8 protein-coding genes are annotated in these 14,332 nt (G+C 75.2%); 4 read left to right on the forward strand and 4 right to left on the reverse strand.

The genetic code is table 11. The annotated features are described in order from the left end of the window. Window positions 1–700 precede the first annotated feature (700 nt). Window positions 701–2,317 carry a bifunctional 3'-5' exonuclease/DNA polymerase gene (locus FH609_RS25320; protein WP_139672139.1) on the reverse strand — a complete coding sequence of 539 codons (1,617 nt, stop codon included), beginning with the start codon at window positions 2,315–2,317 and terminating at the stop codon, window positions 701–703. Window positions 2,318–2,501: 184 nt separating this feature from the next. Beyond that, window positions 2,502–3,350: a DeoR/GlpR family DNA-binding transcription regulator gene (locus FH609_RS25325; protein ID WP_193318038.1), complete on the reverse strand. Its 849-nt coding sequence runs from the start codon at window positions 3,348–3,350 to the stop codon at window positions 2,502–2,504. Between the two features lie 135 nt (window positions 3,351–3,485). On the opposite strand from FH609_RS25325, the gene FH609_RS25330 reads away from it, so the two are divergent. Continuing rightward, the gene (locus FH609_RS25330; RefSeq protein ID WP_193318039.1) at window positions 3,486–5,963 is read left to right on the forward strand and encodes a hypothetical protein; all 2,478 of its coding nucleotides are present in this window, start codon (window positions 3,486–3,488) and stop codon (window positions 5,961–5,963) included. Between the two features lie 104 nt (window positions 5,964–6,067). On the opposite strand, the gene FH609_RS25335 is transcribed toward FH609_RS25330, so the two are convergent. Then, on the reverse strand, window positions 6,068–8,485 hold the full coding sequence (locus tag FH609_RS25335) for a right-handed parallel beta-helix repeat-containing protein (RefSeq protein WP_139671859.1): 2,418 nt from the start codon (window positions 8,483–8,485) through the stop codon (window positions 6,068–6,070). A 522-nt stretch (window positions 8,486–9,007) separates the two neighbouring features. Here FH609_RS25335 and FH609_RS25340 point away from each other — a divergent pair. Beyond that, complete coding sequence (locus FH609_RS25340; RefSeq protein ID WP_139671861.1) at window positions 9,008–10,447, forward strand: family 2B encapsulin nanocompartment shell protein; 1,440 nt, start codon at window positions 9,008–9,010, stop codon at window positions 10,445–10,447. A gap of 251 nt (window positions 10,448–10,698) precedes the next feature. Then, window positions 10,699–12,108 (forward strand): family 2B encapsulin nanocompartment shell protein, encoded by a 1,410-nt coding sequence (locus tag FH609_RS25345; RefSeq protein ID WP_139671864.1) that lies wholly within the window; start codon window positions 10,699–10,701, stop codon window positions 12,106–12,108. 51 nt (window positions 12,109–12,159) lie between these two features. Here FH609_RS25345 and FH609_RS25350 read toward each other — a convergent pair whose 3' ends face one another. Further along, window positions 12,160–12,735, reverse strand: a complete 576-nt coding sequence (locus FH609_RS25350) for a DUF6643 family protein (protein ID WP_139671866.1) — start codon at window positions 12,733–12,735, stop codon at window positions 12,160–12,162. A gap of 256 nt (window positions 12,736–12,991) precedes the next feature. On the opposite strand from FH609_RS25350, the gene FH609_RS25355 reads away from it, so the two are divergent. Beyond that, window positions 12,992–14,293 (forward strand): TerD family protein, encoded by a 1,302-nt coding sequence (locus FH609_RS25355; RefSeq protein ID WP_139671870.1) that lies wholly within the window; start codon window positions 12,992–12,994, stop codon window positions 14,291–14,293. The last annotated feature ends 39 nt before the right edge of the window (window positions 14,294–14,332 follow it).

Raw genomic sequence — 14,332 nt, forward strand, 5'->3', positions numbered from 1 at the left:
GCCCCGCCAACCATCGGGCCCCCGGCGGCGGTCGGGCGACTCGCCTTCATCCCGCCGCAGACCACGGTGCCTCCGGCGCCAGCCGGTCAACCCGCCCCCCGCAGCCGGCCGCAGGCCGCCACGTTCCCGGTCCTGGCCGGACCATCGGGCCTCGCCCCGCCGACCAGTGACCTTCGGTCGACAGGCGGCGCGAAGACCACCGTGCCTCCGGCGCCGGTCGGGCAACTCGCACCCCGCAGTCGGCCGCAGGCCACCGACCGGACCTTCGGTCCTGGCGGTGGGCCGCAGCGCCGTGCCTCCGACGCCAGCCCGCTCATGCGTCCCCTGCCGGCCGCAGACCGTCACGCTTCCTGGCCCCTGCCGGATCGCCGGCCTCGGGCCCGGTCCCGGCCCGGTAACTCGCACCCCCCGCATGGCCGCAGGCCGCCCCGCCTGGCTGCTGGCCCTCATGCTTCCTGGCCCCTGCCGGACCATCGGCCCCGGCCCCGGCCGGGTCATTGCTGCCGGCCGACCGGCGGGCCGCAGGCCGCCGTGCCTCCGGCGCCAGCCGGGTAACTCGCCCCACTCGCAGCCGGCCGCAGGCCACCGCGCCCCCGGTGCCAGTTGGCAACCCGGACCCCCCGCCGGCCGCAGGCCGCCCCCGCCGCGCCGCCGCAGCTTCGCTGCGGCGGCGTCGGCGTTCCCCGAACCGAGCCGGAGGCTACTTCGCGTGGGCGTAGCACTCCACCGTCGCCGTCGTGAACGGGAAGAGCACCGGGATGTCGCCGAAGGCCAGGCGGGCCGCCTCCCGGGAGGCGGCCGCCACCGCCAAGGTGACCGCCGGCGCCTCGTTCTCCGGGCAGTGCACCAGCACCTCGTCGTGTTGGAAGAAGACCAACTCGGCCGCCATGCCCCGCAGTTGCGCGCGCAGCGCGGCCAGCATCAGCAGCGCCCACTCGGACGCCGAGCCCTGCACCACGAAGTTCCGCGTGAAGCGGCCCCTGGCCCGGGCCGTCGCGCCGACGCCCGGCGCGTCCTCGTCGGCCGCCGAGCTGGTGCGGCCCAGCCACGTGCGGACCGCCTCCCCGCGTTCACCCGCCAGCGCCGCCTCGTCGACATGGGCGACCGCCGCCGGGAACCGCCGCCGCAGGTCGGCGAGATGACGCAGCCCGTCGCCCGAGGTCTGCCCGTAGATCGCGCCCAGCAACGCCAGCTTCGCCGCCTCCCGGTCCCACCCCGCGCCCTGCCCGGCGGCGAGCCGGGTGTACAGGTCCTCGGCGCTGGAGGCGACGGCCATCAGCCCCCGGTCGCGGGAGATCGCCGCCAGCACCCGGGGCTCCAACTGGTCGGCGTCGGCCACCACAAGACGCCACCCGGGGTCGGCCACCACCGCCCGGCGCACCACCTTCGGGATCTGGAGCGCGCCGCCGCCGTGCGTCGTCCAGCGTCCCGACATCGTGCCGCCGACCACGTACTCGGTGCGGAACCTGCCGTCCCGCACCCAGGTCCGCAGCCAGGACCAGCCGTGCGCCGTCCAGATCCGGTAGAGCCGCTTGTACTCCAGCAGCGGCGCCACCGCCGGGTGGTCGACGTCGCGCAGCTCCCAGGCCCGGGTGCTGGAGATCCGCACGCCGGCGCGCGCGAACGCCCGGATCACGTCGGCCGGCAGGTCGGGACGCACCCGGACGTTCTCGCCGAACGCCCGCGACACCTCGTCGGCCAGCTCGGCCAGCCGCCGGGGCTCGGCGCCGCCCGGGTAGCGCTCGCCCAGCAACTCGTCCAGCAGCCGCCGGTGCACGTCCGCCCGCCAGGGCAGCCCGGCGGCCCGCATCTCGACGGCGACCAGCGTGCCCGCCGACTCGGCGGCCAGCAACAGCCGCATCCGTGCCGGGTGTTGGGCCAGCCCGGTGCGTTCGAGCTGCGCCGCGTACACCGCGAGCAGCGCGTTCATCGGGTCCTCGCCGCCCGGCAGCGGAACGGGCGCCGCCTCGAAGAGCGAGGGCTGTTCGTCGGGCGCCCCCGGCGGCGGGTCCGCCGGCTCGGGCAGCCGCCGCAGCCTGGCCAGCGCCGCCGCCAGCGAACGCGGCCGGCCCCAGGCGCCCTCGTGCCCCAACAGCAGCGCCTCGGCCGCCTCCACGTCGTAACACCGCTCCACCCGCAGCCCGGCGGCCAGCACCTCCGGATAGACCGAGGCCGTGGAACGCCACACCCAGCGCGTCACCCACGGCCGGGCCGCGACCGCCGTCGCCGCGTCCGGCTCGGCCCGCACCGCCCCGGCCGGGCGGCCGGAGGCGTCCAGCGGGCAGACCCGCACCGAGCCGTCCGGGTACTCCGCCAACGCGCAGCGCGCCACGCGGTCAGTGCCCTCCGCGCGGTCGGCCCGGTCGGCGCGCGGCACCGGCCCCTCGCCCGCTCGCCCCTCGTGCACCCGGTCGTCGTTCACGCGGCCGATTGTGGCAGCGGCCACTGACAACGGCCGGTGACCGGCCCGCCGGCCGGCCCCCGCCGGCCGGCCCAGCCCGTCAGGCCGGGCGCTGGTCCGGCGTCTCGCCGCCCGCGATCACCAGCTCCGCCAGGTGCTCGGCGATCTCCTCCCGGTCCGAGTCCGGCAGCCCGGAGTCCGTGACCCAGGTGTCGACCTCGTCCAGGGAGGCGAACGAACTCAGCCCCGTCGTCCCCCACTTGGTGTGGTCGGCGACCACCACCACCCGCCGCGCGGAGCGGATGAAGTGCCGGTTGGTCTCGGCCTCCGCGAGGTTCGGCGTGGAGAGCCCGGCCTCCACCGAGATCCCGTGCACGCCAAGGAACAGCACGTCGAAGTGGAGCGAGGCGATCGCCGCGTCCGCCACCGGGCCGACCAGGGAGTCCGACGGGGTGCGCACGCCGCCGGTCAGGACGACGCGGGCGGTGTCGGCGCTGTCGTGGCTGTGGCCCGACTCGCCGGCCTGCCGCGCGTGGTGGAAGACGTCGGCCACCCGCACCGAGTTGGTCACCACCGTCAACTCCGGGACCTCCAGCAGCTCGTGCGCCACCGCGAAGGTCGTCGTGCCGCCGGAGAGCGCCACCGCGCTGCCCGGGCTGGCCAGGCTCGCCGCCGCCCGCGCGATCGCGCTCTTGGCCGACAGCTCCAGCGCGGACTTCGCCTCGAATCCCGGCTCGTGCGTGCGCCGCTCCGGAACCGGTACCGCGCCGCCGTGCACCTTCTCCAACGCGCCCTGCCGGGCCAGCACATCAAGGTCACGGCGCACCGTCATGTCCGAGACCTGAAGCATTCGCGTCAGCTCGCTCACCCGGATGCCGCCCCTGCGCCGCACCTCGTCCAGGATGAGCGCCCGCCGCTGGCCAGCCAGCAGGTTCTGGTTGTCGCTCACAGGACCTCCCACGTCCTCGGTGCGCCCATCCTGCCATGGTGACATCAACCCTCCGGAGGCGGTTCACCACGCCCTCGCGGGAGAGAGTTCCTGACAGGCAGGCGCGCGCACGGAGCGTGCCGGACAGGGGACGCGATGACGCCGAACGAGACGCCGGGCCAGGGCGAGGGCCAGAACTCGGGCCAGAACCCGGGCCAGGAGACGGGCCGGGGCGCCGCTCAGGCAACGGGAACGGGAACGCACGCGGGAACGGGCGCGGGGCCGGCGACGGGAACGGGGACCGGGCCCGGACAGCGCGCGCCCGCCATGGAGTTACTGGTGCACGGCGTCGGCGGCGCGACTCCCCAGGAGATGCTGGAGGACGCCCGCACCACCCGGATCACCGGCGACGCCACCGCCAGCGTGCACCGCAGGACCGACGACCTCGTGGACCGGCCCTGGGACGACGCCCGCCCGGTGCGCGAGGCGTACTCCTGGTCCAACCTCACCTCGGGGAACGGCGCCCGCGCGCTGTGGCTGCTCCTGCTCCCGTTCATGATCGTCAACGTCGCGCACTGGATGCGCCCTTCGGGCCGCACCGGTGCCCGCGCCAACCGCCGCTACGACCTGCTGGTGCGGCTGACCGCGCTCTCCCTCACCGTCCTGCTGACCGCAGGTGCCTGCGCCGTCTCCCTCGACCTGGTCGCCTGGCAGTGCGGCGGCGCGGAGTCCTGCGCGCGCGGCGCCTCGTGGATCGAGCCGTGGGCGACCCACCCGTGGTGGGGCCAGCCGGGCCGGCGGCTGCTGGTCGGCGCCCTGCTGCCGGTCGCGCTGCTGTGTCTGCTGTGGTGGCTCTCGCACCGCACCTGGAGCGCCTACGAGTCGGCGTCGCCGCCGGTGCGGCCCCGCACCGACGGGGAGGACGCGGCGTTGAGCCTACCCGGCTTCTGGTACGGCCGGGTGCTGGTCGCCCGGCTGCGCGCCGGGCACACCGCCGCCGGGCTGTTCACGGTCGCCAGCGCGCTGCTCTTCGCCACCGGCGCCCACGACCGGGGCCCGGACGGCGACCCGGTGATGGCGTCCACCGGACTGCTGCTGACCGCGTTCACCCTCGCCGGCTGGCTGGTGCTGCTGGTCGGGCAGATCCGGCACGGCCGCAGCGAGGACGAGCCGGACGAGCGGCCCGAGCCGCCGGCCGCCCGCGCCCTGCCGTGGGGCGCGATGGCGCTGCTGGTGCTGGTGCTGGCGCACACCGCGTGGAACCGGCCCGGCTGGTCCAGCGCCGGCCGACTCCCCGCCGGCAGCGAGGTGTTCCCGGCGCTGGTGGTCGCCCAGGGCGTGCTGGTGGTCGCGCTGGCCTGGGCCGCGTTCCGGCTGCACCGCCAGGCGCGGGACGGGGAACGGGGCGCGCTCGCCGGGCTCGGCGGGGCCGCCGTGGCGCTGCTGGCCTGCGCGTTGGGCGGGGTGTTCACCGGGGGAGTGACGCAGCGGATAGCGGACTGGCTCGACCCATCGGCGGTGCCGGGCGACCCGGAGGCGCGGATCGCCGGCCCGCCGGTGATGCTCAGCTGGGAGGCGGCGGCCATCCCACCGCTGCTGCTGGTGCTGCTCGTGCTGGCGCTGGTCGGCGTGGGCCGGGTGCTGCGCAGGCGCCGGGAACTGGCGCCCACCGTCAGGGAACGGTACCCGGAGGAGTCCTGCGCGCCGGACGCCGACCGCAGCCGCCGCATCGCCTCGGCCGTCGCGCGCGCCGAACTCACCGAGTCGGCCCCCGCGTTGGTCGGCTGGATCGCCGGCGTCAGCCTGCTGCTGGGGCTGGGCACGGTGGCCGGCACCCTCACCCGCGAGACGCCCTCGCAGGCCGCCGACGGCGGGCCGGTGCCGCTCCAGGTCGTCGCCGACGCCTGCCAGGCGCTGGGCTCCTGGCTGATGGGCCTCGGCGTGATACTGCTGCTGGCGCTCGGCCGCCGCGCCTACCGGGACGCCGGCGCCCGCCGCACCGTCGGCATCCTGTGGGACGTCGGAACGTTCTGGCCCAGGGCGGCGCACCCGTTCGCCCCGCCCTGCTACGCGGAGCGCGCGGTGCCCGACCTGTCCTGGCGGATGGGCACCTGGATCGACGCGACCGGCGGGCGGCTGGTGATCTCGGGCCACTCGCAGGGCAGCGTGCTGGCGGCGGCCGCCGTGTGGCAGTTGGACACCGCGACCCGCAGCCGGATCGCGCTGCTGACCCACGGCTCGCCGCTGGAGCGGCTCTACGGGCGGTGGTTCCCCGCGTACTTCGGCCCGGGCGCGCTGCGCGCGCTCCACCGGGACCTGCGGTGCTGGCGGAACCTGTGGCGGCACACCGACCCCATCGGCGGCCCGGTGCGGGTCGCGGAGGGCGACCAACCGCCGGTGGACCGGCCGGCGTTGGCCGACCCGCTGCACTACGGCCGCAACCTGCGCTCCCCGCTGCCCGAGCCGATCCTCGGCCACGGCGACTACGCGGCGGACCCCGCCTTCACGGAGGAACGCGCCGCGCTGATGCGCCGGTTGGCGCCGGAGCCGGCCACGCGGCTGCCCACGCAGGGCCCGTCCGCGCTGCCCGCGCGGGGGGTCGAGTCGGCGCCCGGGGCTGAGGGAGGCGGTTGATCACCAGGAGGCGATGTCGGCGTGGGTCCGGCGCGCGGTGCGGGTGTCGGGGTGGTCGGGCCGGCCGCCGTCGGGCCGCCACGGTGCCCGTCCGGAAGGGGAGGTCAGGGCAGGGCCGGCAGGTCCTCGGGGTGGAGGAGCGTCAGCTCGGCCGTGCTGGGTTCCGGCAGGCGGGCCACGCGGCCCGCGTGGCGTTCCACCATGGACTCGAACGTCTGCCGCGCGGTGCGGCCGTTGCCGAAGTTCGCGCCCCGGTCCATCGCCGTGAAGTGCTTCAGCAGCGCGTCCTCGGTGCCATCGGCGAGGTCGTACTCGTGCTCGCCGGCCTGCTGGCGCACGATGTCGAGGAGTTCCTCGGGGGAGTAGTCGCCGAAGGCGATCGTGCGGGAGAAGCGGGAGGCGACGCCCGGGTTGGTGGCCAGGAAGCGGGCCATCTCCTCGGTGTAGCCGGCGACGATGACCACCACCGACTCGCGGTGGTCCTCCATCAGCTTCACCAGCGTGTCGATGGCCTCCCGGCCGAAGTCCCGGCCGCCGTCCTCGGGGGAGAGCGCGTACGCCTCGTCGATGAACAGCACGCCGCCCCTGGCCCGTTCGAAGACCTCCTGGGTGCGGATCGCGGTCGAGCCGATGTGTTCGCCGACCAGGTCGACGCGGGAGACCTCCACCAGGTGGCCGCGCTTCAGCACCCCCAGCGCGGCGAGGATCTCGCCGTAGAGCCGGGCCACCGTCGTCTTGCCGGTGCCGGGGGAGCCGGTGAAGACCAGGTGGCGGCGGACCGAGGCGGCCTTGAGGCCGGCGGCCTGCCGGCGGCGGCCCACCTCGATCATGTCGATCAGGGCCCGGACCTCCCGCTTGACGGACTCCAGGCCGACCAGGGCGTCCAGCTCGGCCAACACCGCCTCGGACGGCCGGTGTTGAGCCGGCTCCTCGGCGGCCGGCGGCGCGGCCGGCGCGGGCGTCTTCGGCGCGGCCGGGGTCGGCTCCGCGAGAACGGGGGCCACCGTCGTCGGCTCGGTGACGCGGGCCGGCGGCGGCTGGGCGCCGGGCGGCACGGCCTCGTCGCTGTGGCAGTCGGTCACCTCGGGGCCCTCCTCGGTGAAGACGAACCCGCCCCTGGCACAGCGCTCGGTGCGGCAACGGGTCAACTCGCTGCGGCAGCCGTCGATCACATGGAAGCCGTAGCCGCCGGAGTCGGTGACCCGGCAGCGGCTGAACCGGCCCCGGCCGCCCGCCGAGACATACACCCCGGCCTCGGACGGCGAGAGCACGTCGGTCTCGGAGACCGTCGGGTCGGCGCCCTTGGTGACGATCAGCCCGGTCCTGCTGCGTTCGATGACGCAGCCGGTGACCGAGCCGCCGCTGCCCGCGTCCCGGAACCAGGCGCCGGTGCCGGCGCCGGAGACCCGGCAGGCGTCGAGCCGCGCGGTGGCGCCGTCGCTCACCGAGACCGCCGAGCCGCGCACCTCGGTGAGGGTGCTGTCCACCACGTCGGCGCGCGAGCCGGCGTCGAGCACGAACAGCGCGTCCGGCACCTCGCGCACCACGCAGGACTCCAGCACCACGGTGGCCGCGTCGCTCACCCACACCGCCGGATAGTCGCCGGTGGACTCGGCTATCTCGCAGTCGTGCACGTCCGCGTGGGTGCCCGGGTCCCACGCCGAGACGCCGTTGCGCCCGAACCGGGTGACCCTGGTGCGCATCAGCGTCAGCACCGAACGGGACCGCAGGTCGAGGGCGTTCTCCGGGATGTCCGTCAACCGGCTGTCGGCCAGGGTGAGTACGGCGTCGGTCTCCAGGGTCACCCCGTCGCCCGTGGTGCCCGAGACCTGGCACTCCGTCAGATGGGCGGTCGCCCGCTCGGCCAGCCGCACCCCGACGCCCTTGATCTGGTCGAAGACGCAGCCGAGCGCGTCCACCGCGCTGCCGTCGCCGGTGACCGTCAGGCCGGCGCCCGAGGCGCGTTCCACCCGGCAGCGCTCCAGGCGCGGGTGGGCCGGGCCGGTCACCGCGATCCCGGCGCGGCCCGTCTCGGTGATCCGGCAGTCCTCGAACAGCCCGCCGCCCTGGTCGCTGACGTTGATCCCGACGCCCGTCGCGTTGGCGATCGCGCAGTCCCGCACGGTCGGCCGGGCGCCGGACCGCACCTCGACGCCGGCGGCCGAGGCGGTCCGCACCCGCAGGCCCGTCAGCTCGGGGGTGCCGCTCTCCAACAGCACGGCGGGCGCGGTGGTGTCCTGGCCCTCGATCAGCAACTCCCGCACCGTGGCGGAGCCGCGCACCGTCAGCGGAACGCCCTCGACGGGGGCGATCCGGGCCGGGCCGTCCCGCTCGTCGTGCGGGCCGCGTATCGTCACGGCCTGCTCGACCACCAGGTTCTCCCGGTAGGTGCCGGGCGCCAGCAGCAGCACGTCGCCGTCGGCGGCGGCCGCCAGGGCCTCGGCCACCGTGCCGTAGACGGCCGTCCGCCGCCGCCAGCGTGCAGTTCCGGTGTGCGTCACCTGGACCGAGCCTCTAGCCATGGACTGTTGTGCCCCAACCTCGTGCCAACCTTGCGCCAACCTGTGTCGAACCCGCGCCGACCTGTGCGAAGTGCCACCCAGGATGCGAGGTCGAACCACACCTCACCGCGCGCCTCCGGCCGCTCCACCGTAGCGCGCCGCGCACCGGCCGGACGCGGACCGCGTTCCACCGCGAGCGCTCACGGTGGGGGTTCGGAACGAACGTGGGCCGCGCGCGTGGGCGCGCGTGCCCCGGCGCGCGATCTTCGCGCCCGAGCGCCCCCACCCTAGTGCCTGGTAGGTGCCTGGTAGGCGGCGGGCCCGCCACCGGTCCCGCCGTCGACACGGCCGCCCGCCCGAAGCCGGCTGATCCCGGTGGGCTACCCAGTAATTCCCCTTGGAAATCCGGGAGTTGGCGCCACTTTTGAGTGATTGCGGCGGCTCGGGAAAAGCCCTTAGTTTCTTGGCCGGCCCTGGTTCCAGGGCCTTATCCCAGGGTCTCTCACTGGCCGCCGGACATCCGCAGATGGGGCACTTTCTCGCATGACCACTTCCGTTGAGGGTTCGCTCGAACCGACGCCCGACAATCCGGCCGAGAACGGCGGGGCGGCAGCGCCCCGGCTCAGCCTGGACACCGCGGCGGCCCGCCAGTTGGCGACCACCACCAAGACGCCGCCGCAGATGCAGGCGATCAGCTCGCGTTGGCTGCTGAAGGTGCTGCCCTGGGTGCAGGTCTCCGGCGGCACCTTCCGGGTCAACCGCCGGCTGAGCCACACCGTGGGCAACGGGCGCGTCGAGTTCTACTCCACCGGCGCGGAGATCTCCGTCATCCCCGCCGAGCTGACCGAACTCCCGGGCCTGGCCGGCTTCGACGACCAGCCGACGCTCCAGGCCCTCGCCGAGGCGTGCGCGCAGCGGGACTTCGTGCCCGGCGAGGTGCTGGTGCGCGCCGGCGACCCCGCCGACCGCGTGGTGCTGATCGCGCACGGCAAGCTCAGCCGGCGCGGGCGCGGCGCCTACGACAACGAGACCGAGTTCGACGTGCTGGCCGACGGCGACTTCTTCGCCGCCGAGGCCCTCACCGAGGCCGAGCCCGGCGCGTTCGAGCACGGCCTCACCGCTCTGACCAGCGGCACCGTGCTGACCCTCGCGCGGGCCGACGTGGAGCGGATCGCCGAAGGCTCCGAGGCGCTGGCCGCCCACCTGGCCGCCGCCCGCACCCGCATCCCCGGGCAGCGCAACGCCAACGGCGAGTCCGAGATCGCGCTGGCCTCGGGCCACGTCGGCGAGCCGGCGCTGCCCGGCACCTTCGTCGACTACGAACTGGCTCCGCGCGAGTACGAGTTGAGCGTCGCCCAGACCGTGCTGCGGGTGCACTCCCGGGTGGCCGACCTCTACAACGAGCCGATGAACCAGGTCGAGGAGCAACTCCGCCTGACCATTGAGGCGTTGCGCGAGCGGCAGGAGCACGAGCTGGTCAACAACCGGGAGTTCGGCCTGCTCCACAACGCCGACCCACGGCAGCGGCTGCACACCCGCACCGGGCCGCCCACCCCCGACGACCTCGACGACCTGCTGGCCGCCGTCTGGAAGGAGCCCAGCGTCCTGCTGGCCCACCCGCGCGCCATCGCCGCGTTCGGCCGGGAGTGCAACGCCAGGGGCGTCTACCCGGCGCCGGCCGAGTTCGCCGGCCACTCCGTGCCGGCCTGGCGCGGGGTGCCGCTGCTGCCCTGCGACAAGATCCCGATCAGCCCGGCCGGCACCAGCTCGGTCCTCGCGCTGCGCACCGGCGCGGAGCGCCAGGGCGTGGTGGGGCTGCACCGCACCGGAATTCCCGACGAGTACCAGCCCAGCCTCTCCGTTCGCTTCATGGGCATCAGCGAACAGGCGATCATTTCCTATCTGGTGAGCGCCTACTATTCCGTGGCCGTGCTGGTGCCCGACGCGCTGGGCGTTCTCCAGGACGTCGAGATCGGCCACTGAGCCCGCCACCCTGACGCGGAGAAACGGGAACCCCTGTGCGGGGAACGGGAGTTCGCATTCCGGGGGCGGTGAGGGAAAAACGTTTCCCGCGCCCGTCTTCCCACGCCTGTTCTCCCGTTCGCCGTTTCTCCGGGCGACCGCGCCCGTTGCCCGTCCGCGTTTCCGTTCCGGGGCGTCCGTTCCCCCGGCCAGACCGCCGCCGCCGCGCCACCTCCGCCGCGCGGCGGCGGCCCGCCACCGAAAGGCCCCGAGTGAACGCCCCCAGCCCCGCAGCGCTCGACGAAGCCGCCGACGCGGCCGCCCAGGCCCGCACCGCGCTCGCCACCGACGCCGCCGCCCAACTCGCCAGCACTCTCAAGACCCCGCCGCAGAGCCAGGCCACCACACCCCGCTGGCTGCTGCGCGCCCTGCCGTGGACCGGGCTCCCCGGCGGCACCTTCCGGGTCAACCGCCGGCTGACCCACACCCTCGGCGACGGCCGCGTCGAGTTCCACGCCACCGGCGCCGACCTCCGGGTCATCCCCGCCGAGCTGCGCGAACTCCCGCCGCTGGCCGGCCTGGACGACGCGGTCACGCTGGAGGCCCTCGCCGACCTCTGCCGGCCGCGCGAACACCGCGCGGGGGAGACCATCGCCGAGGCCGGCGCGCCCGTCACCGAGGTGCTGCTGATCGCGCACGGCAAGGTCCGCCGCTCGGTGCCCGGCGCCTACGAAGGACCGGTCGAGCTGGCCACCCTCGCCGGGGGCGCGTTCGCCGGCGCCCAGGCGCTCGTCGGCGACCCCGGCCGCTGGCCGCACACCCTGCGCGCCGCGACCCGCACCACCGTGCTGGCGCTGCCGCTGGCCGCCGTCGCCGAACTCGCCGAGCGCACCCCGGCGCTCGCCGCCCAGCTGGCGCGCGCCGCCGAACGCCGGGTGCCCGCGCGCAACCGGCGCGGCGAGGCCGACATCGCCATCGCCGCCGGCCACACCGGCGAGCCGACGCTGCCCGGCACCTTCGTCGCCTACGAACCGGCGCCGCGCGAGTACGCGTTGAGCGTCGCCCAGACCGTGCTGCGGGTCCACACCCGGGTCGTCGACCTGCACGGCGAGCCCATGGACCAGTTCCAGGAGCAACTCCGCCTCACCGTGGACGCGTTGCGCGAGCGGCAGGAGCACGAGCTGGTCAACAACCGGGAGTTCGGCCTGCTCCACAACGTCGATCCGCGCCAACGCGTGTACACCCGCACCGGGCCGCCGACCCCGGACGACCTCGACGAGCTCGTCACCCGCCGCCGGGACACCCGGCTGCTGCTGGCCCATCCGCGCGCCATCGCGGCCATCGGACGGGCCTGCACGGCGCGCGGACTCTACCCGCCGACCGTCGAGTTCGAGGGGACCCCCGTCCACGCCTGGCGTGGCATCCCCCTGCTGCCCTGCGACAAGATCCCGGTCTCACGGGCCAACACCAGCTCCGTGCTCGCGCTGCGCACCGGCGCCGAACGCCAGGGAGTGGTCGGCCTGCGCCCGGCCGCCCTCCCCGACGAACACGCTCCCGGCCTCAACGTGCGCTTCGCGGGCATCGACGAGCGCGCCGTGCTCTCCTATCTCGTCAGCGCCTACCACTCCGTGGCCGTGCTGGTGCCCGACGCCCTCGGGGTGCTGGAGGACGTCGAGCTGTGACCCCGGCCCTTCGCCGGGTGGCGCCGCGAGACCCCTGAGCCCTTCGCTTCCTCAGGCCCCCTGTTCCGACCAGTAGCCGGGCGCGGGGGCCGGGGCCTGCTGGGCCTGCGGGTACGGCGCGGGCGCGGCGGGGTAGCCGCCGGGGCGCGGCGCGGCCGGGCGCATCGGCTGCGGGGCCGGGCGCATCGGCTGGGGCGCGGCGGGGCGCGCCTGCTGCGGGGCCGCCGGCCTGGGCTGCTGCGGCGGGCCGGCGTGCGGCGCCCCGGCGCCGGGGTAGGGGCGGCCGCCGGCGGTCTGCTGCGGGATGTACCCGCCGCCGGTGCCCTGGTAGCCGCCGGGCGCGGGCGCCGGCGCGGCGAGCGGCTGCCTGACCGGGGTGGGCTGGTAGCCCTGGTAGCCGCCGCCGTGCTGCGGGGGCGGCGTCGAGGCGGCCGACGGCAGGGCCGGCAACGCGGGCAACGACGGCTGGGGGGCGGGGTGTTGGTACCCCAGCGAGTCATACGCGGCCGGCACCCGGATGGGGGCGATCTGCGGGGTTCCCCGCTCGGCCACCAGCCTGTCGTAGATGGGGGTGTCGGGGAAGGCGGAGGAGGAGTAGCCACCACCGTAGGGGCGCGGGAGGGTCATGCTCCATAAGTTAAGCCCACCATCGGGTCGTTGGGGAGACCGATTAGCGGCTCATTTGCGCCGTCGGCCAGGCCGCCGAGCGGGCAATTCCGGGAATTACGGATAAAACGCCGATGGGTGGCCTCGTGAGGTTGTTTCACGGGTGTGTCCCGGCCGCCCGGGAACCGGATGGCATAGTGAGTCGTTCCCAGCGCGAACAGGGGTATACGAACAGGTCCAGGACAGGTCCAGGCCCCACCCGACGGAGGAACGCACGATGCTCAAAGGCTCTAATGTCCCGGTGCCCGCGCGGGCCGTCCGCGTCGAGATCGGCTGGAACACGTCGGCCGGCACACCGGACGTGGACGCCTCCGCGCTCCTGCTGAAGGACGGCCGGGTCCGCTCCGACGCGGACTTCGTCTTCTACAACCAGCCGCGCCACGCGTCCGGTTCGGTGCGATACGACGGCAAGCAGCCCGACGGCGGCGCGGTCGTCGACCGGCTGGCCGTCGACCTCGCCGACGTGGAGGCCGAGATCGACAAGGTGGTGCTCGCGGCCTCCGCCGACGGCGGCACCTTCGGCCAGGTCCCCGGGCTGCACGTCCGGGTGCTCGACGCCGACAGCGGCGCCGAGATCGCCCGCTTCGACAGCGAGGACGCCAGCAGCGAGACCGCGTTCGTGATCGGCGAGCTGTACCGCCGCCAGGGCGCCTGGAAGTTCCGCGCCGTCGGCCAGGGCTACGCCACCGGACTCGCCGGCCTGGCCACCGACTTCGGCATCAGCGTGGACGACGAGCCCACGCCCGCCGCCGCCCCGGCGCCCGCACCGGCCGCAGCGCCCACCCCGCCGCCGGCCCCGCCCACCCCCGTGGCACCGGCCGCGCCGGCCGCCGCGCCCCCGAGCCCGAGCCCGACGCCGACCCAGGGCGGCGGCTCCCCGATCCGGCTGAGCAAGATCACCCTCACCAAGGACGCCCCGGCGATCTCCCTGGCCAAGCAGGGCGCCACCGGCGGCCAGATGCTGATCAACCTCAACTGGCAGCAGCGCAACGCGCCCAAGCAGACCAGCTGGAAGGACCGCATCGCCAAGGCCATGGGCGGCGGGCTCGACCTCGACCTGTGCGCCCTGTTCGAGCTGACCGACGGCCGCAAGGGCGTCATCCAGGCCCTGGGGAACGCCTTCGGCTCGCTCCACCAGCCGCCCTACATGCACCTCGACGGCGACGACCGCACCGGCGCCCGCGCCCAGGGCGAGAACCTCACGGTCAACCTCGACCACGCCAAGGAGCTGAAGCGGGTGGTCATCTTCGTGACCATCTACGCCGGCGCCACCAGCTTCCAGGACCTCGCCGCCACCGTCACCCTGACCCCGGAGCGCGGCGGCCCCATCGAGTTCTTCCTCGACGAGTGCAACGTGCCGTCCCCGGTCTGCGTCCTGGCCACCCTCACCAACCAGAACGGCGGGCTGGTCGTCAACCGCGAGGCCCGCTACCTCGTTCCCGACCGGGGCGTCAGCCCCCAGCGCACCGTGGACCACGCCTACGGCTTCGGAATGCAGTGGACCCCGGGCCGCAAGTGACCGCCAAGGCGGTGCCCGAGTCCCTCTCGAACCCCGCGT

The organism is Streptomyces sp. 3MP-14 (assembly GCF_006334905.2).
Lineage (GTDB): Bacteria > Actinomycetota > Actinomycetes > Streptomycetales > Streptomycetaceae > Streptomyces > Streptomyces triticirhizae.

What these genes read in the sequence shown, in the direction of transcription:
- FH609_RS25350 (WP_139671866.1), bottom strand. Translation starts at nt 12,735, where the DNA reads ATGACCCTCCCGCGCCCCTACGGTGGTGGCTACTCCTCCTCCGCCTTC.
- FH609_RS25335 (WP_139671859.1), bottom strand. Translation starts at nt 8,485, where the DNA reads ATGGCTAGAGGCTCGGTCCAGGTGACGCACACCGGAACTGCACGCTGG.
- FH609_RS25340 (WP_139671861.1), top strand. Translation starts at nt 9,008, where the DNA reads ATGACCACTTCCGTTGAGGGTTCGCTCGAACCGACGCCCGACAATCCG.
- FH609_RS25355 (WP_139671870.1), top strand. Translation starts at nt 12,992, where the DNA reads ATGCTCAAAGGCTCTAATGTCCCGGTGCCCGCGCGGGCCGTCCGCGTC.
- FH609_RS25330 (WP_193318039.1), top strand. Translation starts at nt 3,486, where the DNA reads ATGACGCCGAACGAGACGCCGGGCCAGGGCGAGGGCCAGAACTCGGGC.